This window comes from Reyranella sp. (assembly GCF_965279465.1).
Lineage (GTDB): Bacteria > Pseudomonadota > Alphaproteobacteria > Reyranellales > Reyranellaceae > Reyranella.
In genome coordinates, this window is the sequence record NZ_OZ257242.1 from 5,159,800 (window position 1) to 5,184,980 (window position 25,181).

Sequence of the window (25,181 nt, forward strand, 5' to 3'; positions counted from 1 at the left end):
GGCGTATTCATCTCGGCAGAGGTTTTTGAAGAGATCCCTCCACTTCGCCTCGCTACGCTCAGCTCCGGTCGGGATGGCGGAGCTTAAAGCGCCCGCTTGCGGCTACTGATGACGCCGCTGGCGATGCCGTGCCATTCGATGGTGCCGGCGAGGCGGCTGTGCTCGATCTTGGGGCAGCGGTTCATGACGACCTTGAGGCCGGCATCCTCCGCGCGCTTCGCCGCGGCGTCGTTGACCACGCCGAGCTGCATCCATACCACCTTGGCGCCATGCCTGATCGCCTCGTCGGTGATCGGGCCGGCTGCCTCGGAGTTGCGGAAGATGTCGACCATGTCGGCCTTCTGCGGCAGCTCGGCGAGCGAGCCGTAGACCTTCTGGCCGAGGATTTCCTGGCCGGCAGCGGCAGGATTGACGGGGATGACCCTGTATCCGCGGTCTAGCAAGTATTTCATCGCGAAATAGCTCGGACGATTCCAGTTGGCCGAGGCGCCGACCATGGCGATGGTCTTCGTCTCGCGCAGGATGCGACGCAGGTAGAGATCGTCGTAACGATCGTGCACGATGGCGGGACTGGGTGCGGACATGGGAGGGACTATACATGGCGCCATTGCTGTTTGAACCGATACAGATCCGCGACGTGACCCTGAAGAATCGCGTGGTCGTGGCGCCGATGCACCAATATGCCGCCGACAAGGGCTTCGCGACCGACTGGCACTTGATGAACGCCGGCCGCTACGCGGCAGGCGGGGCAGGGCTGGTGATCATGGAATCGACCAAGGTCGAGCGGCGCGGCTGCGGCACGGTCGGCGACCTCGGCATCTGGGAAGACGCGCACATCCCCGGCCTCAAGCGCTGCGTCGATTTCATCCGCGCGCAGGGCTCGGTGCCAGGCATCCAGCTCGGCCATTCGGGCCGCAAGGCGCGGCGTTTCCGGCCCTGGGAGGGCGGGGCGCCGCTCACCAACTCGCCCGATGTCTGGGACTGGGAAGGCTGGGAGCTGGTCTCGTCGAGCGGCATCAATTCGCCGGCGAGCGACCCGACGCCGCGCGCGCTCACGCGGGAGGAGATCCCGCAGGTGATCGAGCGCTGGGGCCAGGCGGCGCGCCGCGCCAACGAGGCGGGCTTCGAGGTGCTCGATATCCATGGCGCCCACGGCTACCTGATCCACCAATTCCTCTCGCCATTCTCCAACGTGCGCAACGACGAGTACGGTGGCAGCGAGCTCAATCGCATGCGCTTCTGCATCGAGGTGGTAGAGAGCGTGCGCGCGCACTGGCCGGCCTCGAAGCCTCTGTTCCTGCGGCTGTCGGTCGAGGACGATTCGGGCTGGGGTCCGGACCAGAGCGTCGAATTGGCGAAGATCGTGAAGCCCAAGGGTATCGACGTGATCGACTGCAGCTCGGGCGGCATGCGCGGCTCGCCGGTGGTGAGTGCGGGGCCGGTGACCTACGGCTACCAGGTGCCCTACGCCGAGCGGCTTAGGAAGGACGCCGGCATCATGAGCATGGCTGTCGGGCTGATCGTGCATGCCGACCAGGCCGAGCAGATCCTGCAGCAGGGGCGCGCCGACCTGATCGCGCTCGCGCGCGAGCTTCTCTACAATCCCAACTGGCCCATGGATGCCGCGCAAAAGCTCGGCGTCGACCGCCAGTTCGGCTCCGTTCCTCCGCCACAGGCCTATTGGCTCGCCAAGCGCGCACAGTCCGTGAAGACCGTCGTTCCATCGACCTACATGAAGGGACTGAACGAGACGGTCACCGGGACGTGACAGCGCGTTGAGCCTCGAGGCGCCTATGATGGCCGCCAAACCCAATTGGCGGAGTAGTGTCATGACGCGTATTGCCACGGCGGCCCTGTTGGCCGCTTCACTCTTCGCGGCGCCTGCCTTCGCCGCCATGAAGCCGGGCGATGCCGCGCCCGACTTTACCGCGACTGCGACGCTCGGCGGCCAGGAGTTCTCGTTCTCGCTGGCCTCGGCGCTGAAGAAGGGCCCTGTCGTGCTCTATTTTTTCCCCAAGGCCTTCACCACCGGCTGCACGGCCGAAGCGCACGACTTCGCCGAAGCCGCCGCGAGCTACACCGCGGCCGGTGCGACCCTGATCGGCATGTCGGCCGACGACATCGGCACGCTGCACAAGTTCTCGCTGCAGGAATGCGGCTCGAAATTCCCGGTCGCCGCCGATCCCGACCTCAAGGTGATCAAGGCCTACGATTCGGCACTGATCCGCGTCGGCAGCATCGGCATCGCCGACCGCATCTCCTATGTGATCGCGGGGAACGGCAAGATCGCCTTCGCCTATTCCGACCGCAATCCCGACAAGCACGTCGAGAACACGCTGGCGGCGGTCAGGGCGCTGTCGAAGAAGTAGCCGTCCGCGTTTGCTCGGCGCGCTTGCGCAGGAAATGGGCGCAGGCCATCAGCGCGACCGTCAGCACAATGGTCAGGGTCGACACGGCGGCGATGGTGGGATCGATCTGGAAGCGCAGGTCGTCCCACATGCGCCGCGGCAGGGTCACCGCACCGGAGCCCGACAGGAACAGCGCCACCACCAGCTCGTCGAACGAGGTGATGAACGCGAACAGCGCGCCAACCAGGACACCCGGCCGGATCAGCGGCAGCGTAACCTGAAAGAAGGTGCCGAGCGGCGTCGCGCCGAGGCTCAGAGCCGCCTGCTCGAGGCGCGGGTCGATACCGGCGAGGCTCGCGCTGACGCTCGTCACCACGAACGGCACGGCGAGGCAGGTGTGTGCGAGCACCAGGCCGAACGGCGAGCCGACCAGGCCATAGCGAGAGAAGGCGTAGTAGATGCCGATCGCTACGACGATCACGGGCACGATCAGTGGCGACAGGATCAGGCCGGTGGCGATGATGCGCAGCGTGCGGGGCAGCCGGGCGATGCCGAGCGCGGCCAGCGTGCCGAGCACGGTCGACAGAACGACCACCGCGGCCGCGATCCAAAGGCTGAGCCAGGTCGGACGCAGCCAATCGGCATTGCCGAAGTAGGCCTCGTACCATTTGAGGCTGAAGGCGGGCGGCGGGAAGGTGAGATAGGTCGCCGACGAGAACGACACCACCACGACGACAACGATCGGGAAGGCGAGAAACAGCAGAATCAGTCCGACGACCGTGGTCGGCAGCACCCGAGCGATCATCGTCCGCTCGTCTTGAAGGCGTTGCCGATGCCGGGAAGTCGATAGAACAGCGCGATGATGCCAAGGGCCGTCGCCAGAAGGATGGCCGACAGGGTTGAGGCGTAAGCCCAGTTGAGTTCCTCCACCTGCTGCGAGATCAGCATCGACAGGGTGATCTCACGCGGGCCGCCGACCATGGCCGGAGTGATGTAAAAGCCGAGCGCCAGCACGAAGACCAGCAGCACGCCAGCCGCGACGCCGGCCATCGAGAGCGGCAGGATCACCTGCCGGAAGGTCGCGAACGGCCCGGCGCCGAGGCCCGACGCAGCGCGCGCCAGCGACGGATCGATCTGCCGCAGTGCATTGGCGATCGGCAGGATCATGTAGGGCAGCAGGATGTGCGTCATCGCGATCTGCGTTGCGAGCGGCGTGTTGAGCAGGCGCCATGGCCGCTCCAGCAGGCCGGCCGCGAGCAGCGCCTCGTTGATCAGCCCGTGCCGGCCCATCAGCACCATCCAGGCGTAGCTTCGCACCAGCACGCTGGTCCAGAACGGCAGCAGGATCAGGACCAGGATCAGCGGCGCCCATTTCGGCGCACGCACCAGCGCCAGCGCCACGGGATAGCCAAGCAGCAGCGTGCTGACCGTGACGATAACGGAGGTTTCGAGCGTGTTCCAGAACACCTTGATGAAGACGGGGTCATTGGCGAGCGCGGTGTAGTGCGTCAACGACCAGGTGGGATCTGAGATGCTGCGCATCAGCATCGTCAGCACCGGCAGCGCATAGAACGCCACCATGTAGAGAATGAGCGGCGCGGCGAGCAGCAAAGGCACGGCTGGGAGCGCGCGGCTCCAGTCGCGCATCTTCGCAGCCAAGGAAAGCGAGTGCTTGTGCTCTTCCGGACTGCGAGCGTCCCGTTCGCCCATGATCATGAGCGAGCGGGACGCTCGCGGTCCGGAAGACGATGACAGGGTTCCCTCAGACAAGGATCGTGTCCGCGACCGACCAGGCGATCTCTGCTTGTTCGCCGACCGCGCGCCGTCGAATCGCGGCACTCGACGGTTCCTTGAGAACGACCGCGGTGCCGTCGCCGGCCTGCAGCATGTACCGGCAGCGCTCGCCAGCGAATACGGCCTCTGTCACGGTGACGCTCAGGCGATTCTGCGGCGCGTTGGAGCTCCAGGCGCCATCGGTGAAGCGCAGGCGTTCCGGCCGTGTCGTCAGCATTACCTTCTCGCCGGCGGCCGGCTTTGTCGGGCAGACCGCGCGGATCAGAGACCCCTGGCACTCGGCCACCACGACGTCGTCGGGCTCCAGGCTGCGCACGACGGCGGGCAGGAAATTGGACTCGCCGATGAACGACGCCACGAACCGGCTGCTCGGCCGGTCGTAGAGATCCTCCGGCCGTCCGACTTGCGCCACCAGCCCCTCGTTCATGACGGCGATGCGGTCCGACATGGTGAGCGCTTCTTCCTGGTCGTGCGTGACGTAGATGAAGGTGATGCCGAGGTCGGCATGCAGGCGGCGCATCTCGAGCTGCAGGTTCTCGCGCAGCTGCTTGTCGAGTGCGCCGAGCGGCTCGTCCATCAGCAGCAGGCGCGGCTTGAAGACGATGGCACGAGCGAGAGCGACCCGCTGCTGCTGGCCGCCCGAGAGCTGGCGCGGATAGCGGCCGCCATATCCGGGCAGGTGTACCAGTTCCAACGCCTCGCCGACCAGCCTGGCGCGTTCCTCCTTCGCCACGCCGCGCTGCTTCAGCGGGAAGCCGATATTCTCGGCGACCGTCAGATGCGGAAACAACGCGTAGTTCTGGAAGACCATGCCGATGTTGCGGCGGTACGGCGGCATCCCGACGACGGACGTTCCGTCGATCGCGATGTCGCCACCGGTCGGCGTCTCGAACCCTGCGATCATCATCAAGGTCGTAGTCTTGCCCGAGCCGGACGGCCCGAGCAGCGTCAGGAACTCGCCCGAGCGGATGTCGAGCGACACCCCCGCAACCGCGGCAACGCGGTCGTAGCTCTTCTCGAGGTCGCGGAGCGCGACCGAAGCGCCTAGCTCAGCAGCCACTTGTTGAACTTCGGGATCACTGCCTCGCGATTGGCGATCCACCAGTCGTAGTCATAGTTGACCAGCTTCTTCTTGATTTCGGGCGCGCTCGGCAGCCCGGCCAGGCGATCGGGCGGGATGTACTCGTTCGAAGCGTTGTTGACCGAGCCGTAGGGGATGGCGAACGCGATCCGCGCTTGCGGGATCGCCATGGTCGAGAACGCCGCGAACTTCATCGCATTGACCTTGTTCTTGGCGCCTTTGGGGATTCCCCAGGCATCGCGCTTCAGCAGGCCCTGGTTCCAGGCGATCGCGGCCGGCACGCCAGCCGCCTGCAGCGCCGCCATGCGGCCGTTCCAGACCGTGGTCATGGTGACCTCGCGGTCGGTCAGCAACTGGATCGGCACGGCGCCGGTGTCCCACCACTTGACCACGTCCTTCTTGATCTTGCCGTAGCTCGCCAGCGCCTTGTCGATGTCGAGCGGGTAGAGCTTGTCGGCCGGTACGCCCGCCGCCATCAGGGCGAACTCCATTTCGGGCCAGCCGCCGCCCGAGGTGCCGAACATGGCGCGGTCGCCGGGGAATTTCTTGGTATCCCAGAAATCGGCCCAGCCCGTCGGCGCCGCGCCCTTGAAGGCGTCGGTCCGATAGGCCAGCACCTGGGCCCAGACCAGCATCTCGAGGCCGTACTCGAAGCGGTATTCCTTGCCGACGCCGTCGTCGACGAGCGAGTAGTCGATCTTCTCGAAGTAGTCGCCGGTCTTCATCAGGTTCATGATCGAGCCGCGGCTCAGCTGCGCCATGTCCCATTCGACGTTGCCGGTCTCGACCATCGCCTTGACCTTGGTCGGGCTGGCGCCGGGGAAGGCGAGCACCTTGATGCCGCTCAGCTTCTCGAACGAGTCGTAGTAGGCCTTCTGCTGGGCCTCCTGCATGGTGCCGCCGTAGCCCGCGATACGCACCTCGCCGGTGCCTTTCAAGCTGTCCGGGATGGTCGTCTGTTCCGGCCAGGCCGCCTGGGCGAGGCTCGGCCGAATGAAGGGGGCCGACAGGCCAGCACCGAGAATGCCGAGGGCGGTACGACGGCCGAGCGGCGAGGGAGAGCGGTATCTGGCCATGAAGTTCTCCGTCAGTAGGCGAGCAGGTTGTCGCGGAAGTGCTTGTGCTCGTACGCCTTGCGCACCAGGCCGCGATCCTGCAGCGCCGGGATCAGCCCGTCCTCGATCTCGGCCAGGGTGCGGCGGTTGACGTTGGGCATCGAGAAGAGGAAGCCGTCGCCGCCGACCTCCTCCATGACCTCGCCCATGCGCGCCGCCACCGAATCGCAGGTGCCGCAGAGATCGATCGACAGGTCGACCGCGTTGAAGCTCGCCATCGTCTCGCGGATCGAGCGGCCCTTGGCCATGGCGCGGAACTGCTCGAGGTTGAGCTGGTGGCCGTTGGTTGTGACGTGGTCGGGCAGCGGTTTGTCGATGTCGAACTTGCCGAAGTCGATGTTGGTTACTTTGCCGAAGTGCGCCAGCCGCAAATGGACCTGTTCGTTCGCCAGGCACTGGCGCTTCTTTTTGCGCTCCAGCGCCTCTTCCATGGTCTCGCCGAGGATCGGGTTGATCAGAAACAGGACCTTGCAGGTACTCGGGTCGCGGCCCTGGGCGACCATGTGCTTGTGGACGTCGGCGCGGTAGGCGCGCATCGCGTCGATGCCCTTGGCGTTGACCACGATCGTCTCGGCATGAGCGGCGGCGAACTTGCGGCCGCGCGGCGAGCCGCCGGCTTGGGCGATCACCGGCTGGCCCTGCGGGCCGGGGCCGGAGTTCAACGGTCCGCGCGTGCTGAAATACTTGCCCTGATAGTTGACGGCGTGGACCTTGGAGGGATCCACCAGCACGCCCGTCTTGCGGTCGGCGATGATCGCGTCGGGCTCCCACGACCCCCACAGCTTGCGCACGACCTCCATGTATTCGTCCGCCATGTCGTAGCGCGTGTCGTGCTCGGGCATGCCCTGCATGCCGAAGTTCATCGCCGCGTAGTCCGAGCTGCCGGTGACGGCATTCCAGCCGATGCGGCCGCCCGACACCTGATCGAGCGTGGCGACAAGGCGGGCCAGCAGATAGGGATGATAGGCATAGGTCCCGAAGGTCGGGACGATGCCGATCCGGCTCGTCACCTGGGTCATCAGCGCGGCCACGACCGACGGATCCTGGCGCGGCACGGCGATCGCGTTCTTGAGATAGATCTCGGTCGAGCCGCCGAAGCTCTCGCCGACGTAGGACGAGTCCTCGATCAGGATGTAGTCGAAGCAGGCGCGCTCGAGCGACCGCGCCATGTTGAGGAACAGCTCGGGCTTTTCCCATGTCGTGCCGATATGGCCGGTCCACGGCTCGGCCCAGGCTTGTACGCTCGAGCCTTGTAGAAACCACGCCAGATGAAACGGATTGGGGGCCACGATCTTCTCCAACTGATGGAACAACGAGGCAAATACCGTGCCGACAGCCGGTACACGCGAATCTCGCCCTGAGGCGAAACTTACCCTAGAATTGCTCCTTCGTGGGCACACGCGCAGCATAAGGAGCAGGCGATGGATACGATGGTGAGTGATCGCGTCGAGATGAGTGAAGCCGAGTGGCAGTCGCGAGTCGATCTCGCCGCGCTCTACCGGATTTGCGATTTCCTGGGCTGGACCGACCTGATCGACACGCACATGTCGGTGCGCGTTCCGGGCGAGCCGAACTGCTTCCTGATCAACCACTACGAGGAGAACTTCGACGAGATCACGGCCTCGAGCCTGATCAAGATGGACATCGACGGGAAGATCTACGGCAAGCAGGGCCGTTTCAACGCGGCGGGCTTCACCATCCACAGCGGCATCTACAAGGCACGCGCCGACGTGAACTGCGTGATGCACACCCATACGCGGGCGGGCGGCGCCGTGTCGCTGCTGAAGAAGGGAATTCGCCCGATCAGCCAGGACGCGCTCAGCGTTTATGACGACATCGTCTATCACGAGTACGGCGTGCCGGCGACGGTCGAGGAATGCGAGGAGCTGGGCAAGACCTGCCAGAAGGGCGGTCACGTCGTCCTGCACAATCATGGCCTGCTGACCGCGGCACCGACCCTGCCGGGCGCCTTGCGCGGCCTCTACATGCTGGAGCGCGCCTCCGAGCTCGAGGTGATGTCGCGCCAGCTCGGCGAGGAGCCGGTGATGATCGACGACTACATCATCGCCCGCGCCGCGCAGCGCATGAAGCAGCTCCGCTCCGATCCCAGCTTCGGCGTCGTCTACTTCGAGGCGCTCAAGCGCCAGGTCCAGAAGAAGGGCGGCACCGACTGGGCGCAGTAGGCTGACCGTTCCTCCCTGCGCGCAGCGCGGGGAGGTGTCCCGTAATCGGGACGGAGAGGTCACGGGCCACGGACGCGATGTGCACCGTGGCGCATGACCCCTTCGTCCGCGTAAGACGCGGACACTTCCCCTTCGCGGAGTCCGCAAAGGGGAAGAAATCTATGAGGTCGTCGGCGCCCGGTACCGTAGCGCGATCCAGAACGAGAGTTGGCCGATCACACCGGCCACCGAGAGGATGATCGCGGCGGTGAGCGCGGGATCGCTGCCCAGCCCGACCAGCGCGGTGCAGATTGCGCCGACACCCATCTGCGAGAAGCCATAGAGCCCCGAGGCCGAGCCGATCACCTGTGGATTGACGCTGATCGCCTGTGACAGCGCGGCCGGCGAGGCGATGCCTGCGCCGATGCCGAACACAAACATCGGTCCGATGGCGAGCAACACTGTGAGATGCTGCGACAGCACCGCGCCGAGGAAGAACAGAGCCGCCGCGACGCTGACGACATTCGCCCACACGGCGAGCTTGTCGATCGGCAGGCGTGGGATCAGCCGCGTGGCGGCGACGCTGCCGAGCCAGATGCCGGCGACCAGGATGGCAGGGTAAAGGCCGATCTCGTAGTCGGGACGGTGCAGCTGGTCGGCGAAGATGAAGGGTGAGACGCCAATGAAGGCGTACATCGACGTGGTCGCGCAACCGCCTCCGATGGCGAAACCGAGGAAGGCGGGCGAGGTGAGCAGCTTGCCGTAATTGCGGGCAAGCGCCGAGCCGCTGATATTCGCGGTGGGCGCACGGGTCTCCGGCAGCAGCCACATGGTGAAGAGCAGGTTGAACGCACCGAGCGCGGACAAGGCGTAGAACAGCGAGCGCCAGCCGAACGTCGTCGACAAGGCGCCGCCGATCAGCGGGGCCAGGCCCGGTCCGAGAACGACCATCAGGTTCATGGTCGCCATGCGCTTCGCCGCGTCCCGAGGCAGGGCGGAGTCGCGGACGATGGCACGGCCGATCACAAGGCCCGCGCATCCGCCCAGAGCCTGCATGAGGCGGGCCACGATCAGGCTATGAACGCCGGGCACGACCGAAGCGGCAACGCCGGCAACCGTGTAGAGCGCGAGGCCACCCAGAAGCATCGGGCGGCGGCCGAACCGGTCGGCTAGGGGGCCGTACACGAGCTGGCCGGCCGCGAGACCGAAGATATAGACGCTCATCGTCATCTGCATCTCGCCGATGCTGGCGCCGAGGGCGCGCGCTGCCTCGGGCAGCGCCGGCACGAACATGTGCATGGCAAAGGTGCCGCTGAAGGTGATCAGCGTGAGGAGCCAGAGCGGGGCAGTCACTGCACGGGCTCCGCCGTCGGATCGAGCACGCGGCAGACATGGTCGAGCACGCGGATCGTCGTCTCGATATCCTTCTCCGAGAGCCCGGCCAGCGCGTCGGTACGGATGCGGCGCGCAACTGTCTCGACCTTGTCCGCGATCGCCTTTCCGCGCGGCGTCAGCAGGATGGTCTTGGCGCGCCGGTCGGTCTCGCCTTCCTGGCGCTGGACGAGCCCGGCCTTCTCGAGGTTGTCGAGCAGGCGCACGACCGAGGAGTTGTCGACGAACATCGATGCCGCCAGGTCCTTCTGCCGGGGCGGCGTCGAGGCGCGGGCGATGTAGACCAGCGGCAGCCAGGTCGCCTCCGTGAGGTCGAAGGGCTGCAGGCGTAGATCGGCGGCGCGGCGCCACTGGCGATAGGCGCGCGACAGCAGGGAGCCAAAGGCGGCACGACCGGTCTGGGGACGGGAAGCCATACTCCGAATTAGATGACATATAAATAGATGGCAAGTCATCTACTTTTCCGCCGGTGATGGAATTCGTTGAGCAGTGGGAGGGAAACGATGTTGCCGCGGCGCCATGTAGTTGCGGGTGCCAGTTGGTGCAGCAACTCGCCTGATCCAATGGCAGGTGCTGGCTATCGCCGCTTTCGCCTCACTTCCGCCCAAGGGCAAAGAAGAGGAGTGTTGCCAACATTGTGTTGATGATCAGCGCCACCAACAGATGACCGGAAATGCTAGCGAAAGCCTAGTCACTGCTGCCGTAGTTGAAGTGCAGATCAGTCGAGATTGCTTCCAGGACGGCCGTTGCCACAACACTTGAAAGTATCACTACCCCGACCGGGTGAAACCAGCGCCATAACGCGAGCACTGCAAGGCGGCAGACAAACCACTTGAGCGAGTTTGTAAGGTTCGCCCTGACCGACAGCCAATATAGGTCACTTGCGGTCAGCGCCCCTTCCACTCCGGCTTCGGCTTCTTGTTCGCGAAGGCATCGATGCCGGCCTTCGCGTCCTCGCTCTGGATCGCGCCGGCCATGAACTCGGTCGCGTAGGCGTAGGCTTGCGCGAGGTCCATCTCCATGTGCTTGTGGAACATCGCCTTGCCGCTCGCGATCTGCTGCGGTGGCTGGCTGGCGATGTGACGGGCGAGCGCCAGCGTTTCCTCGTCGAGCTTGTCGGGAGTTGCAACGCGGCTGATCAGGCCATCGCGTAGCGCGGTCGCCGCGTCCACGAACTGGCCGGTGAACAGCATGTCGAGGGCGCGCTTACTGCCGACATTGCGCCCCACGGGGACCGAAGGCGTCCCGCAGAATAGGCCGTTGTTGATGCCCGAGGTTGCGAAAGTCGCCTCGCTCGAGGCGACGGCGAGGTCGCAGGCGGCGACGAGCTGGCAGCCCGCGGCCGTGGCGATCGCCTGGACCTTGGCGATCACCGGCTGAGGCAGGCGGTTGATGCTCAGCATCATCGCCGAGCAGCGCGTCAGCAGGTCGTGGTGGAAGGCGTAGTCGTGGCGCGAATTGACCTCGCGCAGGTCGTGGCCGGTCGAGAAGGCGCGGCCCTTGGCCTCCACGATCACGCAGTGGATCGTGCGGTCCTTGGCGAGCTTGTCGAATTCCGCCTGCAGCGCGTCTATAAGCTCGCCGGACAGAGCGTTCATGGCGTGCGGGCGGTTCAGCGTCAGGATGGCAACGGGGCCGTCGTCGCGGCGCAGCAGGACCGGTTCGTTGGGAGCGGCAGGCATGGTGTCATTCTACTCGCTGAAGGGCAGGGCGCCATGCCGGTGATGACGCCGGATGATCTGCATCGGTTCCTGGAGGAGCACTTTCCCCAGGCTCCTCCCGGCATTGTCGTCGAGGCGATCGAGGACGCAACCATCCGGATCCGCCAGAAGACGCATGACGGGCATCTGCGGCCGGGCGGCACTCTGTCCGGCCCGACGATGATGGCGATGGTGGACTGCGGATTCTACCTTCTGCTGCTGGGCAGGCTCGGGCCCGCGGCGGTGGCGATGGCCGTCACGACCAATCTCAATATCAACTTCATGCGCAAGCCCGAGCCGGGCGACCTGCTGGGCGAGGCAAGGCTGCTGAAGCTCGGCAGGGCGTTGGCCGTCGGCGATTTCACGATCTGGAGCGAGGGCAAGGAGGATCCGGTTGCCCATGCGACGGTGACCTATTCGATCCCGCCAGCGCGCCGAGCGTCTTTCGAGCGATATCAATAAGATAGGTCGAGGTATTTGGATACCTCAATCTTAATCCATTGTAATTCCTTGATAATTTCCGGAGATTTGACTTTCCCCGGCATGGCCCCCATAAGCGCCGCCTCACGGAAGAAAGAGCGATGAAAACCTTTAGCATCAAGACTGCCGACGTGCAGAAGAAGTGGGTGCTGATCGACGCTGACGGGCTGGTTCTTGGCCGCCTCGCCTCGATCATTGCCATGCGCCTGCGCGGCAAGCACAAGCCGACCTTCACCCCGCACATCGATTGCGGCGACAACATCGTCGTAATCAACGCCGAGAAGGTCCGCCTCACCGGCCGCAAGGCCGAGCGCGAGGTGTTCTACTGGCACACCGGCCATCCCGGCGGCATCAAGGGCGAGACCCTGGGCAAGCGGCTCGAAGGCCGCTTCCCCGAGCGGGTCATTGAGAAGGCTGTCGAGCGCATGATCACCCGTGGCCCGCTTGGCCGTGCGCAGATGAAGAACCTGCGCATCTACAAGGGACCCAACCACGAGCAGGAGGCCCAGCAGCCCGAGAAGCTCGATGTTGCCGCGTTGAACCGCAAGAATTCGAGGATCGGCTGACCATGGCTACCGAACTTTCGTCCTTCGCCGAGCTCAAGAAGGCGCCTGTCGCCGCCGGCATCCAGACCCCCGCCGCGATCCGCGAGAAGGAGATCGACGCGCAGGGCCGCGCCTACGCAACCGGCCGCCGCAAGAACGCCGTCGCGCGCGTGTGGGTCAAGCCCGGCACCGGCAAGATCACCGTCAACGGCCGCGACCAGAAGGTCTACTTCGCGCGTCCGACGCAGCAGATGGTCATCCAGCAGCCGTTCGACGTCAGCCAGCGCAACGGCCAGTTCGACGTGATCGCCACCGTCTCCGGCGGCGGCCTGTCGGGCCAGGCGGGTGCAGTGCGCCACGGCATCGCCCAGGCGCTCTCGAAGTTCGAGCCGGGCCTGCGCGGCGCGATGAAGACCAACGGCTTCCTGACCCGCGACAGCCGCGTGGTCGAGCGCAAGAAGTACGGCCGGGCCGGCGCCCGCCGCCGCTTCCAGTTCTCGAAGCGCTGACCGTACGCGACTGGATTGTCATCGAAGGGCGCCTCCGCGGCGCCCTTCCTTTTGGTGGCGATCGCATGAGCTACGCCGTCAAGGAGATATTCAAGACGCTGCAGGGGGAGGGAGCTCACGCGGGGCGACCCGCCGTGTTCTGCCGCTTCTCGGGATGCAATCTCGGCTGCACGTTCTGCGATACTGATTACGCCGGCGTCGACGGCACTGACGGCGGTCGCTACGACTCGGCCGGCGACCTCGTAGCCGCGATCGAGCGCGTCTGGGACGGCCCATCAGCGCGTCGCTTCGTCGTCCTGACCGGCGGCGAGCCGCTGCTGCAGGTCGACGCCGGACTCGTCGCTCGCCTGCATGAGCGCGCCTTCGAGGTCGCAGTCGAGACCAATGGCACACTCCATGCTCCGTTGGGGATCGACTGGATCTGCGTCAGCCCGAAAAGCCGAGACGGCCTCAAGCTCCGCGCGGGCAACGAGCTGAAGCTGGTCTATCCGCAGGCCGAGGTGCCACCTGAAGCGTTTGCAGATCTTGCCTTCGACCGTTTCTCGTTGCAGCCGATGGACGGGCCGGCACTGGCGGAGAACACCGCGCGTGCCGTCGCCTATTGCCTGGCGCACCCGCGATGGCAGCTCAGCCTGCAGACACATAAGTACCTGGGAATTCGCTAATGTCAGGCCTCATCGTTCCCCACAGGGGTTTCGTTCCCAGCGTCGATCCGACGGCATTCATCGCCGCCAATGCCACGCTCGTGGGGGATGTCGAGATCGCCGCCAACGCCAGCATCTGGTTCGGCGTCATCCTGCGCGGCGACGGCCCCGGCATCCGGATCGGCGAGAACTCCAACCTCCAGGACGGCACGGTCGTCCATGTCGCCGCGCGTGGACTGATGACCGTCGTCGGCAAGAACGTCACTGTTGGCCACATGGTGCTGCTGCATGCCTGCGAGGTGCAGGACGGCGCCTTCGTCGGCATGCACTCGACGGTGCTCGACGGTGCGGTGATCGAGAGCGAAGCCATGGTGGCTGCCGGCGCACTGATCCCGCCGGGCAAGATCGTTCGGCGGGGCGAGCTGTGGGCCGGCAATCCAGGACGCAAGCTGCGCGACCTCACCGAGAAGGACTACGCAAACTTCAAGCGCGTCGTCGCCGGTTACGTGAATCTTGCCCGGTCCTATGGGCCGGACGAGGCCGTCAGGTCGGCGGCAGATTAAGCCGGCGCCGCAGTTCGCGCTCTTCACAGGTCATCGTCACTCGATCAGGCGGACCTTCACGTAGCTGCCCGGCGCATCCTCGATCGCGGGCAGGCCGCCATGGCCCGGCACGCGCGCCGGTACCTTGGGGCCGGATTTCTCCGACAGCCACTTATCCCAATCGTTCCACCACGAGCCGGGGTACTCCGTCGCGCCGGCGCGCCATTCCTCGAGCGTCGGCGGATTCTTCGCCGTCTCGTTCAGCCAATGCTGGTACTTCTTCGCCGATGGTGGATTGACGACGCCCGCGATATGGCCCGACCCCGCCAGCATGAAGCGCACCGGGCCGGAGAAGAGCTGCGTGGCCTTGTAGACTGACCTGGCCGGCGCGATGTGGTCCTCCTTGCCTGCCTGCAGGTAGACAGGCGTGGTGATCTTGCCGAGGTCGATCGGCACGTTGTCGATCACCAGCCCTCCCGGCTTCGCCAGCAGGTTCTTCTGGTACATGTTGCGCAGGTAGTAGATGTGCATCGCCGCGGGCATGCGCGTCGCGTCGGCGTTCCAGAACAGCAGGTCGAAGGGGAAGGGATCCTTGCCCATCAGGTAGTTGTTCACGACGAACGACCAGATCAGGTCGTTGGCGCGCAGCAGGTTGAAGGTCGTCGCCATCTCGGAGCCGTCGAGATAGCCCTTCTTGCTCATCACCTGCTCGACGCTGGCGAGCTGGTCCTCGTCGATGAAGACGCCGAGCTCGCCCGGCTCGGTGAAGTCGACCTGCGCGGTGAAGAAGGTGCAGGCCACGATCCGGTCGTCATTGCGTGCGGCCATATAGGCCAGCGTCGTCGCCATCAGCGTGCCACCGATGCAGTAGCCGATCGCCGACACCTTCTTCTCGCCCGTCGCTTTCTCGATCGCGTCGAGCGCGGCGAGGGGACCGAGCTTCATGTAGTCCTCGAACACGAGGTGGGTGAGCTTCTCGTCGGGATTGACCCACGAGATCACGAACACCGTGTAGCCGTGCTCCGTCGCCCACTTGATGAACGAGTTCTGCGGCTTGAGATCGAGGATGTAGAACTTGTTGATCCATGGCGGCACGATGAGGAGGGGGGTCTGGTAGACCTGCTCGGTCGCCGGCGCGTACTGGAGGAGCTGGATCAGCTCGTTCTGGAAAACGACCTTGCCCGGCGAGGTCGCGACGTTCTCGCCGACCTTGAACGCCTTCATGTCGGTCTGGCGGATGGCGAGCGTGCCCTTGCCGCGCTCGAGGTCGGTCAGCAGGTTCTGCAGGCCCTTGATCAGGTTCTCGCCCTTGCTCTCCATCGTCGCTTTCACGACCTGCGGGTTGGTCAGAGCGAAGTTCGACGGTGACATCGCGTCGATGAACTGCCGCGTATAGAACTCGACTTTCTGCGCCGTCTTGTCGTCAATGCCTTCGACCTCCTTGACCGTGCCCTGCAGCCAGCGCGCGGTGAGCAGGTAGGACTGCTTGAGGTAGTCGAACACGACCTCGTCCTTCCAGGCCGGGTCGGTGAAGCGTTTGTCGCCCTTGACCGGCTCCGCGACCGGCTCGACCGTCTGGCCCATCAGGCGCTGGGCCGTGGTCTGCCAGAGCTTCATGTACTGGGCCCAAAGCTCCATCTGCGCCTGCAGCAGCCTGTTCGGATCGGCCAGCATCCTGGCCGTAAAATCCATGAAGGTCTGGGTGAGCTTCATGGGGTCGGCGGGCTGCGGCCCGTCGGCCTTGTAGCGCTCGGCGAACTCGGTCAGCAGCTTCTGGCTGCGCTCCGCGATATCCTTGAATGCGGTCTGCATCTTCTCGGCCTCGGCGGGCGAGAAACCGGGGATAACCTCCGGGGCGGGCGTGTCCGACATGCGTTTCCCCTTTAATATCATTGGCTTTGCGTCGTTTCTTGCGGTACTTTTGACGTCCCGGAATGGTCCTGTGAGTTGGTTTGCCCAGGCTGCCAAGTACCCTCCCTAGGTAGGCTGCGACAAACAACGGGTCAAACGGCTCCTCGCTTTCCGCTAGAAATTGGGGGTGGGGACGATGAGCGGTGGGGCGATGACGATAGACAAGCATGCGCAAAGGATCGGCAGCGGGGTACTCGACGCCACCAATCTGCTGATGCGGTTCGGCGTGCCGCGCGGCAGTGTCCTGGCCGAAGCCGCTTCCGATGCCGAGCCGGCCTGTGGCACAAGCATCGCGCGCGGCCTCGCCGCAAACCGGCGCACTGAAGTCTTTCTCGATTTGTAGCATCCCAGGAAAGAGCAATGGACGATTCGGAATTCCACCGCCTGAAGCGCCTGCCGCCTTACGTGTTCGCGGAAGTGAACGCCATGAAGGCGCGCGCCCGCGCCGCCGGCCAGGACGTGATCGATCTCGGCATGGGCAATCCCGATCTGCCGACCGCGCCCCACATCGTCGCCAAGCTCGCCGAGGCCGCCGGCAATCCGCGCGCCCACGGCTACTCCGCGTCGCGCGGCATCCCCGGCCTGCGCAAGGCCCAGGCCGCTTACTACCAGCGCCGCTTCAACGTCTCTCTCGATCCTGAGAGCGAGGTCATCGTCACTCTGGGCTCGAAGGAGGGCCTGGCCAACCTCGCCCAGGCGATCACCTCGCCGGGCGACATCGTGCTAGTGCCGAACCCGAGCTATCCGATCCACCCTTACGGCTTCATCATCGCCGGCGGGTCGATCCGCCATATCCCGGTGCCGGGCGCAACCTCGCTCGCTGAGTTCCTGCCCGCGCTCGAGCGTGCAGTGCGCTATGCCGTGCCCAAGCCGATCGCGCTCGTGCTGAACTATCCTTCGAACCCGACGGCGCAAGTCGTCGACCTCGATTTCTATGCCGCGATCGTCGACTTCTGCAAACGCCAGGGCATCTGGATCCTGAGCGATCTCGCCTATGCCGAGATCTACTTCGACGGCAATCCGCCGCCGTCGGTGCTGCAGGTGCCGGGCGCGCGCGACATCGCCGTCGAGTTCACCTCGATGAGCAAGACCTACTCGATGGCCGGCTGGCGCATCGGCTTCGCCGCCGGCAACAGGACGCTGATCCAGGCGCTGACCCGGATCAAGTCGTACCTCGACTACGGCGCGTTCACGCCGATCCAGGTCGCGGCAACGGCGGCGCTCAACGGCCCGCAGGACTGCATCGCCGAGGCGCGCAACACCTACAAGGAACGCCGCGACGTGCTGATCGAGGGCCTGACCGCGGCGGGCTGGGACCTGCCCGCACCGTCGGCATCGATGTTCGCCTGGGCGCCGATCCCCAAGGCATTCGCCGAGCTGGGCTCGCTCGCCTTCTCGAAGCTGTTGCTGACGCAGGCCAATGTCGCGGTCTCTCCCGGGATCGGCTTCGGCGAGCATGGCGACGGCTACGTCCGTATCGCCATGGTCGAGAACAAGCATCGTATCCGTCAGGCGATCCGCAGCATCCGCTCGGTGTTGGGCGATCCGTCGCGTTCGATCGATCTCTACCTGCGCGGCGTGGGGGACAACGTCACGCCGCTAAAAGCTCGCGCCTGATCGGAACCTGTCGTATCAGGCTGCCATATGACTTCACCTCTCAAGATCGGCATCGCCGGGCTCGGCACCGTGGGCGCGGGCGTGGTCAAGCTGCTCGCCGAGCACAACAAGCTCCTGGCGCTGCGCGGCGGCCGGCGCCTCGAGCTGGTGGCCGTCAGCGCACGCTCCAGGGCGAAGAAGCGCGGCATCGATCTCGGCAGCGTCCGCTGGGAAAAGGATCCGCTGGCGCTGGCGGACGCGGCGGACATCGACGTCGTCGTCGAGCTGATCGGCGGCTCGGGCGGTGTCGCCAAGCGGCTCGCCGAACGTGCGCTGCGCGCCGGCAAGCACGTCGTCACCGCCAACAAGGCGCTGCTCGCCATGCATGGCGCCGAGCTGGCCGAGCTCGCGGAAAAGCGCGGCAGCATGCTCGCCTTCGAAGCTGCCGTCGCGGGTGGCATCCCGATCATCAAGGCGCTGCGCGAGGGCCTCGTCGGCAACCGCGTCTCGCGCCTCTACGGCATCCTCAACGGCACCTGCAACTATATCCTGACCACGATGCGCGAAACCGGCCGCGACTTCGACGTCGTACTGGCCGAGGCGCAGGCCGCCGGCTACGCCGAGGCCGATCCGAGCTTCGATGTCGACGGCATCGACGCGGCGCACAAGCTCGCGGTGCTGACCGGCACGGCTTTCGGTGCAAAGGTGAATTTCGCGGGCGTGCATGTCGAGGGCATCCGCCGCGTGACGTCGATGGATATCGAGTTCGCCCAGGAGCTCGGCTACCGCATCAAGCTGCTCGGGCTGGCGCGCGAGACCGGTTACGGCATCGAGCAGCGGGTGCATCCCTGCATGGTGCCGCTCGAAGCGCCGATCGCCCACATCGAGGGCGTGTTCAACGCCGTCGCGATCGAGGGCGACTACGTCGGCAAGACAATGTTCCAGGGCCGTGGCGCGGGGCAGGGTCCGACGGCGTCGGCGGTCGTCGCCGACATCGTCGACGTGGCGCGCGGGCGCAACATGCCGGCCTTCGTCGTGCCCGCCGCGCGGCTGGCCGACAAGAAGGCCTCGCCGATGGATCGCCATGTCGGCGCCTACTACATGCGCCTTATGGTGCAGGACCGACCGGGCGTCATCGCCGCCGTCTCCAAGGCGCTGGCCGGGGAGCGCATCTCACTCGAGTCGATGCTACAACGCGGACGGTCGCAGTCCGGCGAGGTGCCGGTGGTGCTGACCACGCACGAGACGGAGGAAGCGCGCATGCAGCGCGCGCTCGCGAGGATTTCCAGATTGAAGGCGGTCGCCGAGGAGCCCTGCCTGATCCGCATCGAGGCATTCTAGGCAAACGGCGCTAGGCAAGGACCGAGGAGAGGAAACGATGGCCGACATTGGCAAGATGGACCGAAATCTCGCATTGGAAGCTGTGCGCGTGACCGAGGCGGCGGCGCTCGCGGCATCGAAGCTGATGGGTCGCGGCGACGAGAAGAAGGCCGACCAAGCCGCGGTCGACGCCATGCGCAGCGCGCTCAACGTGCTCGACATCGACGGCACTGTCGTGATCGGCGAAGGCGAGCGCGACGAGGCGCCGATGCTCTATATCGGCGAGAAGGTCGGCGCGGGCGGCCCCAAGATCGACATCGCGCTCGATCCGCTCGAGGGCACGACCATCACCGCCAAGGGCCTGCCCAATGGCCTCGCCGTCATGGCGATGGCCGAGCATGGCGGCTTCCTCAATGCCCCCGACGTATACATGGATAAGATCGCGGTCGGCGGCGGCCTGCCCGACGGCATTGTCGATCTCGACAAGACGCCGCTGCAGAATCTCACCGATCTTGCCAAGGCCAAGAAGGTCGATCTCTCCGACCTCGTGGTCTGCATTCTGGACCGGCCGCGCCATGCCGAGCTGATCGCCAAGGTGCGCGAGGCGGGCGCGCGCATCATGCTGATCGGCGACGGCGACGTTTCGGGCGTAATCGCCACCTCGACCGGCGATTCGGGCATCGACATCTACATGGGGTCCGGCGGCGCGCCGGAAGGCGTGCTGGCGGCGGCGGCGCTGCGCGCCATCGGCGGCCAGATTCAGGGGCGGCTGCTGTTCCGCAACGACGACGAGCGGGGCCGCGCCAAGAAGTGGGGCATCACCGACCTCAACCGCAAATATTCGATGCTCGACATGGCCAAGGGCGACGTGATGTTCGCGGCGACCGGCGTCACCTCGGGCTCGATGCTGAAGGGCGTGCGCCGCTTCGGCAGCGGCGCGGAGACGCATTCGATCGTGATGCGCTCCAAGACCGGCACGGTGCGGTGGGTCTCAGCCCATCACAATTTCTCGATCAAGACTGGCCTGCCGAGCTGGGCGTGATCATGATGGAAAGATGCCGGCAGCGCTGATCGCCAAGGGCCTTGCTCTCGTCTTTCCCTTCATCGCCGCGGCCGAGGCCACGGCGGAGGAGAACTGCCGCAATTTCTCCTGGTCCGTGGGGCGGTCGATCGATCTCTTCGACGAGCCGTTGCCTATGGTGCAGAGCGCCCAGTCGCTGCCCAAGGAAGGTGTCTTCGCGGTGATGCTGCGGCCCCTCGCCGAAGTGATCTACCCGACGCTGCCAGAGCGCGGCAGCGACGGGGCGTGGGGTGCGGTGATCACGCTGGAGAACGTCGCGGCCGGTCGCTACCAGATCGCTCTCTCCGAAGAGGCCTGGATCGAGGCGATCCAGGACAACGCGCGCCTGCCGATCAGGCCCTCGGGCCGGAAAGTCGAATGCCGTGGCGTGCGGCGGAGCTTCGAGATCGAGGTCAAGGGCGAGCCGCTCACGCTGCAGCTCGGCGGCGCCGGCGTGCGGCGCATGAACATCGCCGTGGTGCGGGTCTGGCCCTTCGAGTGGCGCTGGTGATTCTCGTGGCTGGCAGCGCGGGTCGCTGACGCATCGATTGGTCATGCGTATCGTGCTAGCGTACCATGAAGGATGGCACGCAGAAGCATCATCCACCTCTCGGTCGTCCTGCCTGCGGCTTCCGGCAAGCTGTTCGCTATGTATCTCGATCCGAAAAAGCACGCCGCGATCACCGGCGGCGCGGTGACGATCTCGGCCACCCCGAATTCGCGCTTTCGCGCGTTCAACGGCTCCTTGAGCGGCCGCACGCTGCTGGCGGAGAAGCCGCGCCTGATCGTGCAGTCGTGGCGCTCGACGAACTTCCATGCCGACGACCCTGACTCCACCTTGTTCCTGAGCTTTTACGACGCGGGCAAGAACAAGGGCCGCATCGACCTGGTCCAGCTCGATGTGCCGAAGGCCGACTACAAGGGCGTCACCGAGGGTTGGCAGCTCTACTACTGGACACCGTGGCGCCGCCTCCTCGCCGGCTGAAACGCTCCCCAGCCGTTTGGTCTATAGACACGGCATGTCCTCAGAAGCACGGCATCAGCGCGCGGCATTCCTCGGCATCGAGCATTCGCTGACCGGGCGGCGATGGGCCGAGCGCCTCGGCGACGAGCGTATCGCGCTGGCCATGGCGCAGCGCCACGGCCTGCCCGATGCGATCTGCCGGCTGCTGGCGGCGCGCGAGGTCGGACTAGACGATGTGCCGGATTTCCTCGAGCCGACCCTGCGCAAATTCCTGCCCGACCCACTTCATCTCAGGGACATGGACCTAGCCGTCGCGCGGCTGGTGCGCGCGGTGCAGCAGGGCGAGCGCATCGTCGTGTTCGGCGACTACGACGTCGACGGCGCGACCTCCTCGGCGCTGCTGCTGCGCTTCTTCCGCAGCGTCGGTGGCTCGATCGGCGTCTACATCCCGGACCGCCGCAAGGAAGGCTACGGTCCGAACGCGCCGGCGCTGCTGAAGCTGCAGGAGGAGGGCGCCTCCGTCGTCGTCACGGTCGATTGCGGCGTCACCGCCTACGAGCCGCTGGCGGCGGCGAAGAAGGCCGGGCTCGACCTGATCGTGATCGACCATCACCAGGCCGAACTCGCACTGCCGGACGCCGTCGCCGTCGTCGACCCCAACCGGATCGACGATCAAAGCCCGCACAAGCAGCTCGCCGCGGTCGGCGTCGCCTTCCTGCTCTGCGTCGGAGTCAACCGCGCGCTGCGCGAGGCAGGCTGGTACGGCGACGCGCGGCCCGAACCGGACCTGCGCCAGTGGCTCGACCTCGTGGCGCTCGGCACGGTGGCCGACGTCGTGCCCTTGACCGGTGTCAATCGCGTGCTGGTACGCCAAGGGTTGCTGGTGATGCAGAAGCGCGGCAACGCCGGCCTCGCCGCGCTCGCCGACGTGGCCCGGCTGCGCGAGGCCCCGGGGGCCTATCATCTCGGCTTCCTGCTGGGGCCACGGGTCAATGCGGGCGGGAGGGTCGGCCAGGCCGATCTCGGCGCACGCCTGCTGTCGAGCGACGATGCGCACGAGGTCGGCGCGCTGGCGCTGCGCCTCGACGAGTTCAACGCGGAGCGCCGCGCCATCGAGCGCGAGGTGCTTGACCAGGCGATTGCCCGGATCGAAGGGCTCTACGGGCCGGACCGGAAGGGCTTGCCTGCGGCCCTCATCGTCGAGAGCGAGGGCTGGCATGTCGGCGTGATCGGCATCGTCGCGAGCCGGCTGGTGGAACGCTATGGCCGGCCGGCCTTCGTGATCGGCATGGACGGCGGCATCGGCAAGGGCTCCGGCCGCTCGGTGCGCGGCGTCGATCTCGGCGCGGCGGTGCTGGCCGCCCGGCAGTCGGGCCTGCTGGTCAACGGCGGCGGCCATGCCATGGCGGCCGGCCTGACGGTGGAACGCGAGCAGCTGCCGCATCTCGCGCAGTTCCTCGACGAGCGGATCGCGCCGCAGCTCGGCGCGGCGCCGCCGGTGCGCGAGCTCGGCATCGATGCCGCCCTGGCGCCGGGCGCGGCAACGCAGGAACTGGTCGCCATGATCGAGCGCGCCGGTCCTTTCGGCGCCGGCAACGCCCTGCCGCGCTTCGCGCTGACCGGTGTCCGTGTCGACTTTGCGCAGCGGGTTGGGGAGGGCCACGTCCGGTGCACCCTGGTCGGCCACCAGCGCGGCCGGGTCGAGGCCATCGCCTTCCGCGCCGGCCAGAGCGAGCTCGGCCCGGCGCTGCTCGATCCGGCGCGGCCGATCCTGCATGTCGCAGGCGCCCTGCGTATCGACCGCTACAACGGCCGCGAAAGCGTCCGCCTGCAGATCGACGACGCCGCCCGGGCGACCGGATCGATGCTTCCCTGAAGGTGATCGGGCCGCCTTGATTTCGTCGGCGCGGGCCGTTACACCCTGCCGCTCGCGGCCTCGTCCCCTTCGTCTAGAGGCCTAGGACATCGCCCTTTCACGGCGGTAACACGGGTTCGAATCCCGTAGGGGACGCCAGCGCTCTACAGGAGCCCTGCGGAATGCCATAATATACAAGCAGAGATGCATTTTACCGCCGTCTCGTAACGTGCTGATCGCGGAGGCTTTAGGAGTAGGATTTAGGAGTATCTGACCATCCGGTAAAAGAGAGAACAATTGAAGAACATGTGCAGGTGACGTAGACTCCGTCCCATGAAGTTCGCCCCTATCTGCCACGAGGTCGCCTCCAGCGACGCACTGGTAGGCATCGAGTGCGACAACTGCGGCCAACGTGTAGTGGTCGAGGCGCGGGACCTCGGGGTCGCCAAGGGGGACTACAGGCCACTGGAGGAGGCCCTACGGTGCCGGGTGTGTGGGACGCTGGGCCGAAGCACGGCAGTCCTCTTTGACGAGCTATTCGAGGCCCAGAACTACGCCGCGAGGTAGCTGTGGCTGGCGGTACCGTCACGCCGGCCGGTAGCTACTTGCGTTCTATGAAGAGTTGGCGGCAATCGGTGCTAGCGGTGTTCTCGGCCGCATGCGACGCGATGATAGGGAGAGGGGTCACAACGCCCGCCTTAACCGCGTTGTCCGTGGTTTTGCCGTCGGCTGCGTACTGCCTCGATTGGCAGTCAGTCAGATTGTACACAACAGACGGCAAGGGGTGTCCGTGCGGCTTGTCTCGGACGCCAACCCCGCGTGTCGACTCGATAATGCGAAAGTTCTGGTCCTCATAGATCACTTTGTAGACCTCAGGATCGCCCTGAAACGAAGGTGGCGCGGGCTGCGCAAGGGCAGCCGTGGAAATGCTTATCGCGGCGAGGGCGATTGATAGGGGCGTAAAGGTGCTCAGTATGGCCATGCTTCACTCCAGAAGTTTAGGTCCTGCATCGAAACGCAACCCGCCAGATAGTGTCAAGGCGAACCGCTTGGGCGTCCTCCTACAAGGTGCGCGAGGCACCGGGGAGAGTGTTGGCGAAGACTGACGCGTCCGTGCCTTACCCGCTAGTCTGGGCGGGCTACATGATCGAATGGGCGGAGCGTGAGCATCGGGCGTGGTTCTGGCGGTGCTGTCGAGAGCATCATGTGTTGTGATGGTGGACGACCCGTGAAACCTTCGGATGCTTCGCGACACTCATCACCCACTCGGGGTCATGTGCAACTTCTGCCTTCAAAGATCGCTGGTGGACTTCGGTACTTTGATTGAGAAGCACGGTCTCATGAGGAAGCTCGTGGACCTTCGCTTCAGGTGCACCAAGTGTGGCCATCGAGACTTCGTTGTTGAGACCTTTGGCCGTCGTGGCGACCTGGCTAGGTTCATGAGGAGGGATTGAGCATGTGCGGGCGCTACACTCACAACCTGACTTGGGAGCAAATCGTTAACCTGTACCGCCTGACGCTTCCGGACGAGCCTCCCGAGGCCCTGAAGAAGAACTTCAACGTAGCGCCAACAACCGTCATGCCGATCATTAGACCGGCGGGGAACGGGCGTGAGCTTGTCATGGCAGGCTGGGGGCTCATCCCGTTCTGGCTCAAGCCCGACCAACTCGCCAAGCAACCCTATAGCACCATCAACGCGCGCTCGGATCGCATCGCCACGGCCCCGACCTACCGCGAGCCGTTCAAAAAGCGGCGCTGCATCGTCCCAGCAACGGGCTGGTATGAGTGGCAGAAGGTCAGTGCGAAGATCAAGCGGCCCTATCACTTCCAACCCAAGTCGACCCCGTTCGCGTTCGGCGGGGTCTATGACGCGTGGGGCGCGGATGGTCAGGCGAAGGTAACAAGCTTTTCCATCGTGACGACGGACGCCGCGCCCGGCACGGCCGCCTATCACGACCGCATGCCGCTGGTCTTGGAAGAGGGCCAGTTTGACGACTGGATGCGCGGTCCGCCGGAGGACGCAGCGGCTATGATGCAACCCTATGGGGGAGCTATCGACCTGTGGCAGGTGCCCGATGCGGTGGGCAACGTGCGCAATAAAGGTCCCGAGTTGATGGAACGTGCAGCGCTGCTGTGAGCTGCGTAGCAAGGGGGGGAGAGCAG

28 protein-coding genes and 1 tRNA gene are annotated in these 25,181 nt (G+C 65.6%); 18 read left to right on the top strand and 11 right to left on the bottom strand.

What is annotated here, in order from left to right; genetic code table 11:
• Positions 1-83: 83 nt before the first annotated feature.
• A complete protein-coding gene (locus tag ACQY8M_RS25165) occupies positions 84-584 on the bottom strand; it encodes a CoA-binding protein (protein ID WP_428661288.1) in 501 nt (166 codons plus the stop codon).
• A gap of 14 nt (positions 585-598) precedes the next feature.
• On the opposite strand from ACQY8M_RS25165, the gene ACQY8M_RS25170 reads away from it, so the two are divergent.
• Together ACQY8M_RS25170 and ACQY8M_RS25175 are read left to right on the top strand one after the other, a co-directional pair.
• A complete protein-coding gene (locus ACQY8M_RS25170; RefSeq protein ID WP_428661291.1) occupies positions 599-1,768 on the top strand; it encodes an NADH:flavin oxidoreductase/NADH oxidase in 1,170 nt (389 codons plus the stop codon).
• A gap of 61 nt (positions 1,769-1,829) precedes the next feature.
• Entirely contained in the window at positions 1,830-2,369 is a 540-nt protein-coding gene (locus tag ACQY8M_RS25175; RefSeq protein WP_428661294.1) for a peroxiredoxin, read from the top strand.
• Here the strand turns inward: ACQY8M_RS25175 and ACQY8M_RS25180 are convergent.
• The 5 genes from ACQY8M_RS25180 to ACQY8M_RS25200 form a co-directional block, all read right to left on the bottom strand.
• Positions 2,347-3,153 (bottom strand): ABC transporter permease, encoded by an 807-nt coding sequence (locus ACQY8M_RS25180; RefSeq protein ID WP_428661297.1) that lies wholly within the window; start codon positions 3,151-3,153, stop codon positions 2,347-2,349. The genes ACQY8M_RS25175 and ACQY8M_RS25180 overlap by 23 nt on opposite strands.
• Positions 3,150-3,995 carry an ABC transporter permease gene (locus ACQY8M_RS25185; RefSeq protein ID WP_428661300.1) on the bottom strand — a complete coding sequence of 282 codons (846 nt, stop codon included), beginning with the start codon at positions 3,993-3,995 and terminating at the stop codon, positions 3,150-3,152. The genes ACQY8M_RS25180 and ACQY8M_RS25185 overlap by 4 nt, the downstream gene beginning before the upstream one ends.
• Before the next feature lie 115 nt (positions 3,996-4,110).
• Positions 4,111-5,202: an ABC transporter ATP-binding protein gene (locus tag ACQY8M_RS25190; protein WP_428661303.1), complete on the bottom strand. Its 1,092-nt coding sequence runs from the start codon at positions 5,200-5,202 to the stop codon at positions 4,111-4,113.
• Positions 5,187-6,299 carry an ABC transporter substrate-binding protein gene (locus ACQY8M_RS25195; protein WP_428661305.1) on the bottom strand — a complete coding sequence of 371 codons (1,113 nt, stop codon included), beginning with the start codon at positions 6,297-6,299 and terminating at the stop codon, positions 5,187-5,189. Before ACQY8M_RS25195 ends, ACQY8M_RS25190 begins: the two co-directional genes overlap by 16 nt.
• 11 nt (positions 6,300-6,310) lie before the next feature.
• Complete coding sequence (locus ACQY8M_RS25200) at positions 6,311-7,627, bottom strand: NtaA/DmoA family FMN-dependent monooxygenase (protein WP_428661308.1); 1,317 nt, start codon at positions 7,625-7,627, stop codon at positions 6,311-6,313.
• Positions 7,628-7,759: 132 nt separating this feature from the next.
• Here ACQY8M_RS25200 and ACQY8M_RS25205 point away from each other — a divergent pair, with 132 nt between their 5' ends.
• Positions 7,760-8,521, top strand: a complete 762-nt coding sequence (locus ACQY8M_RS25205; RefSeq protein ID WP_428661311.1) for a class II aldolase/adducin family protein — start codon at positions 7,760-7,762, stop codon at positions 8,519-8,521.
• Positions 8,522-8,680: 159 nt separating this feature from the next.
• Here the strand turns inward: ACQY8M_RS25205 and ACQY8M_RS25210 are convergent, their stop codons facing one another.
• The 3 genes from ACQY8M_RS25210 to ACQY8M_RS25220 form a co-directional block, all read right to left on the bottom strand.
• Positions 8,681-9,853, bottom strand: coding sequence for a multidrug effflux MFS transporter (locus ACQY8M_RS25210; protein ID WP_428661314.1), 1,173 nt, complete (start codon positions 9,851-9,853; stop codon positions 8,681-8,683).
• Complete coding sequence (locus tag ACQY8M_RS25215; protein ID WP_428661317.1) at positions 9,850-10,308, bottom strand: MarR family winged helix-turn-helix transcriptional regulator; 459 nt, start codon at positions 10,306-10,308, stop codon at positions 9,850-9,852. The genes ACQY8M_RS25210 and ACQY8M_RS25215 overlap by 4 nt, the downstream gene beginning before the upstream one ends.
• Positions 10,309-10,779: 471 nt before the next feature.
• Positions 10,780-11,574, bottom strand: coding sequence for an enoyl-CoA hydratase (locus ACQY8M_RS25220; RefSeq protein WP_428661319.1), 795 nt, complete (start codon positions 11,572-11,574; stop codon positions 10,780-10,782).
• Between the two features lie 33 nt (positions 11,575-11,607).
• Here ACQY8M_RS25220 and ACQY8M_RS25225 point away from each other — a divergent pair, with 33 nt between their 5' ends.
• From ACQY8M_RS25225 to ACQY8M_RS25245, 5 genes are all read left to right on the top strand, one after another.
• Entirely contained in the window at positions 11,608-12,054 is a 447-nt protein-coding gene (locus ACQY8M_RS25225; protein WP_428661322.1) for a PaaI family thioesterase, read from the top strand.
• Between the two features lie 119 nt (positions 12,055-12,173).
• Positions 12,174-12,638 carry a 50S ribosomal protein L13 gene (gene rplM / locus ACQY8M_RS25230; RefSeq protein WP_428661325.1) on the top strand — a complete coding sequence of 155 codons (465 nt, stop codon included), beginning with the start codon at positions 12,174-12,176 and terminating at the stop codon, positions 12,636-12,638.
• Between the two features lie 2 nt (positions 12,639-12,640).
• Positions 12,641-13,126 (top strand): 30S ribosomal protein S9, encoded by a 486-nt coding sequence (rpsI, locus tag ACQY8M_RS25235; protein ID WP_428661327.1) that lies wholly within the window; start codon positions 12,641-12,643, stop codon positions 13,124-13,126.
• A 65-nt stretch (positions 13,127-13,191) separates the two neighbouring features.
• Positions 13,192-13,791 (top strand): 7-carboxy-7-deazaguanine synthase, encoded by a 600-nt coding sequence (gene queE / locus ACQY8M_RS25240; RefSeq protein ID WP_428661330.1) that lies wholly within the window; start codon positions 13,192-13,194, stop codon positions 13,789-13,791.
• Complete coding sequence (locus tag ACQY8M_RS25245; protein WP_428661333.1) at positions 13,791-14,333, top strand: gamma carbonic anhydrase family protein; 543 nt, start codon at positions 13,791-13,793, stop codon at positions 14,331-14,333. The genes queE and ACQY8M_RS25245 overlap by 1 nt, the downstream gene beginning before the upstream one ends.
• 36 nt (positions 14,334-14,369) lie before the next feature.
• Here the strand turns inward: ACQY8M_RS25245 and ACQY8M_RS25250 are convergent, their stop codons facing one another.
• Positions 14,370-16,184: a PHA/PHB synthase family protein gene (locus ACQY8M_RS25250; protein ID WP_428661336.1), complete on the bottom strand. Its 1,815-nt coding sequence runs from the start codon at positions 16,182-16,184 to the stop codon at positions 14,370-14,372.
• Between the two features lie 190 nt (positions 16,185-16,374).
• On the opposite strand from ACQY8M_RS25250, the gene ACQY8M_RS25255 reads away from it, so the two are divergent.
• The 9 genes from ACQY8M_RS25255 (at position 16,375) to ACQY8M_RS25295 (ending at position 23,585) form a co-directional block, all read left to right on the top strand.
• Positions 16,375-16,566 (top strand): hypothetical protein, encoded by a 192-nt coding sequence (locus tag ACQY8M_RS25255; protein ID WP_428661339.1) that lies wholly within the window; start codon positions 16,375-16,377, stop codon positions 16,564-16,566.
• A 17-nt stretch (positions 16,567-16,583) separates the two neighbouring features.
• Positions 16,584-17,840: an LL-diaminopimelate aminotransferase gene (locus ACQY8M_RS25260; RefSeq protein WP_428661341.1), complete on the top strand. Its 1,257-nt coding sequence runs from the start codon at positions 16,584-16,586 to the stop codon at positions 17,838-17,840.
• 27 nt (positions 17,841-17,867) lie between these two features.
• On the top strand, positions 17,868-19,160 hold the full coding sequence (locus tag ACQY8M_RS25265; protein ID WP_428661344.1) for a homoserine dehydrogenase: 1,293 nt from the start codon (positions 17,868-17,870) through the stop codon (positions 19,158-19,160).
• A gap of 37 nt (positions 19,161-19,197) precedes the next feature.
• Entirely contained in the window at positions 19,198-20,181 is a 984-nt protein-coding gene (gene glpX, locus ACQY8M_RS25270; RefSeq protein ID WP_428661346.1) for a class II fructose-bisphosphatase, read from the top strand.
• A gap of 13 nt (positions 20,182-20,194) precedes the next feature.
• Positions 20,195-20,710, top strand: a complete 516-nt coding sequence (locus ACQY8M_RS25275; protein WP_428661349.1) for a hypothetical protein — start codon at positions 20,195-20,197, stop codon at positions 20,708-20,710.
• A gap of 72 nt (positions 20,711-20,782) precedes the next feature.
• Entirely contained in the window at positions 20,783-21,184 is a 402-nt protein-coding gene (locus tag ACQY8M_RS25280) for an SRPBCC domain-containing protein (RefSeq protein ID WP_428661352.1), read from the top strand.
• 34 nt (positions 21,185-21,218) lie between these two features.
• Positions 21,219-23,039: a single-stranded-DNA-specific exonuclease RecJ gene (gene recJ, locus ACQY8M_RS25285; protein WP_428661355.1), complete on the top strand. Its 1,821-nt coding sequence runs from the start codon at positions 21,219-21,221 to the stop codon at positions 23,037-23,039.
• A 62-nt stretch (positions 23,040-23,101) separates the two neighbouring features.
• Positions 23,102-23,177, top strand: a tRNA-Glu gene (locus ACQY8M_RS25290).
• A gap of 174 nt (positions 23,178-23,351) precedes the next feature.
• On the top strand, positions 23,352-23,585 hold the full coding sequence (locus ACQY8M_RS25295) for a hypothetical protein (protein ID WP_428661358.1): 234 nt from the start codon (positions 23,352-23,354) through the stop codon (positions 23,583-23,585).
• Positions 23,586-23,619: 34 nt separating this feature from the next.
• Here the strand turns inward: ACQY8M_RS25295 and ACQY8M_RS25300 are convergent, their stop codons facing one another.
• A complete protein-coding gene (locus tag ACQY8M_RS25300; protein ID WP_428661361.1) occupies positions 23,620-24,000 on the bottom strand; it encodes a hypothetical protein in 381 nt (126 codons plus the stop codon).
• Between the two features lie 474 nt (positions 24,001-24,474).
• Between ACQY8M_RS25300 and ACQY8M_RS25305 the strand changes: the two genes are divergently transcribed.
• Complete coding sequence (locus tag ACQY8M_RS25305) at positions 24,475-25,155, top strand: SOS response-associated peptidase (RefSeq protein WP_428661363.1); 681 nt, start codon at positions 24,475-24,477, stop codon at positions 25,153-25,155.
• Positions 25,156-25,181 lie beyond the last annotated feature (26 nt).

Bases quoted from the DNA above. Each gene is read 5' to 3' on its own strand.
- ACQY8M_RS25165 (WP_428661288.1), bottom strand. From the start codon at position 584: ATGTCCGCACCCAGTCCCGCCATCGTGCACGATCGTTACGACGATCTC.
- ACQY8M_RS25170 (WP_428661291.1), top strand. From the start codon at position 599: ATGGCGCCATTGCTGTTTGAACCGATACAGATCCGCGACGTGACCCTG.
- ACQY8M_RS25175 (WP_428661294.1), top strand. From the start codon at position 1,830: ATGACGCGTATTGCCACGGCGGCCCTGTTGGCCGCTTCACTCTTCGCG.
- ACQY8M_RS25180 (WP_428661297.1), bottom strand. From the start codon at position 3,153: ATGATCGCTCGGGTGCTGCCGACCACGGTCGTCGGACTGATTCTGCTG.
- ACQY8M_RS25185 (WP_428661300.1), bottom strand. From the start codon at position 3,995: ATGCGCGACTGGAGCCGCGCGCTCCCAGCCGTGCCTTTGCTGCTCGCC.
- ACQY8M_RS25195 (WP_428661305.1), bottom strand. From the start codon at position 6,299: ATGGCCAGATACCGCTCTCCCTCGCCGCTCGGCCGTCGTACCGCCCTC.
- ACQY8M_RS25205 (WP_428661311.1), top strand. From the start codon at position 7,760: ATGGATACGATGGTGAGTGATCGCGTCGAGATGAGTGAAGCCGAGTGG.
- ACQY8M_RS25215 (WP_428661317.1), bottom strand. From the start codon at position 10,308: ATGGCTTCCCGTCCCCAGACCGGTCGTGCCGCCTTTGGCTCCCTGCTG.
- ACQY8M_RS25220 (WP_428661319.1), bottom strand. From the start codon at position 11,574: ATGCCTGCCGCTCCCAACGAACCGGTCCTGCTGCGCCGCGACGACGGC.
- ACQY8M_RS25225 (WP_428661322.1), top strand. From the start codon at position 11,608: ATGCCGGTGATGACGCCGGATGATCTGCATCGGTTCCTGGAGGAGCAC.
- rplM (WP_428661325.1), top strand. From the start codon at position 12,174: ATGAAAACCTTTAGCATCAAGACTGCCGACGTGCAGAAGAAGTGGGTG.
- rpsI (WP_428661327.1), top strand. From the start codon at position 12,641: ATGGCTACCGAACTTTCGTCCTTCGCCGAGCTCAAGAAGGCGCCTGTC.
- queE (WP_428661330.1), top strand. From the start codon at position 13,192: ATGAGCTACGCCGTCAAGGAGATATTCAAGACGCTGCAGGGGGAGGGA.
- ACQY8M_RS25245 (WP_428661333.1), top strand. From the start codon at position 13,791: ATGTCAGGCCTCATCGTTCCCCACAGGGGTTTCGTTCCCAGCGTCGAT.
- ACQY8M_RS25250 (WP_428661336.1), bottom strand. From the start codon at position 16,184: ATGTCGGACACGCCCGCCCCGGAGGTTATCCCCGGTTTCTCGCCCGCC.
- ACQY8M_RS25255 (WP_428661339.1), top strand. From the start codon at position 16,375: ATGACGATAGACAAGCATGCGCAAAGGATCGGCAGCGGGGTACTCGAC.
- ACQY8M_RS25260 (WP_428661341.1), top strand. From the start codon at position 16,584: ATGGACGATTCGGAATTCCACCGCCTGAAGCGCCTGCCGCCTTACGTG.
- ACQY8M_RS25265 (WP_428661344.1), top strand. From the start codon at position 17,868: ATGACTTCACCTCTCAAGATCGGCATCGCCGGGCTCGGCACCGTGGGC.
- glpX (WP_428661346.1), top strand. From the start codon at position 19,198: ATGGCCGACATTGGCAAGATGGACCGAAATCTCGCATTGGAAGCTGTG.
- ACQY8M_RS25275 (WP_428661349.1), top strand. From the start codon at position 20,195: ATGCCGGCAGCGCTGATCGCCAAGGGCCTTGCTCTCGTCTTTCCCTTC.
- ACQY8M_RS25280 (WP_428661352.1), top strand. From the start codon at position 20,783: ATGGCACGCAGAAGCATCATCCACCTCTCGGTCGTCCTGCCTGCGGCT.
- recJ (WP_428661355.1), top strand. From the start codon at position 21,219: ATGTCCTCAGAAGCACGGCATCAGCGCGCGGCATTCCTCGGCATCGAG.
- ACQY8M_RS25295 (WP_428661358.1), top strand. From the start codon at position 23,352: ATGAAGTTCGCCCCTATCTGCCACGAGGTCGCCTCCAGCGACGCACTG.
- ACQY8M_RS25300 (WP_428661361.1), bottom strand. From the start codon at position 24,000: ATGGCCATACTGAGCACCTTTACGCCCCTATCAATCGCCCTCGCCGCG.
- ACQY8M_RS25305 (WP_428661363.1), top strand. From the start codon at position 24,475: ATGTGCGGGCGCTACACTCACAACCTGACTTGGGAGCAAATCGTTAAC.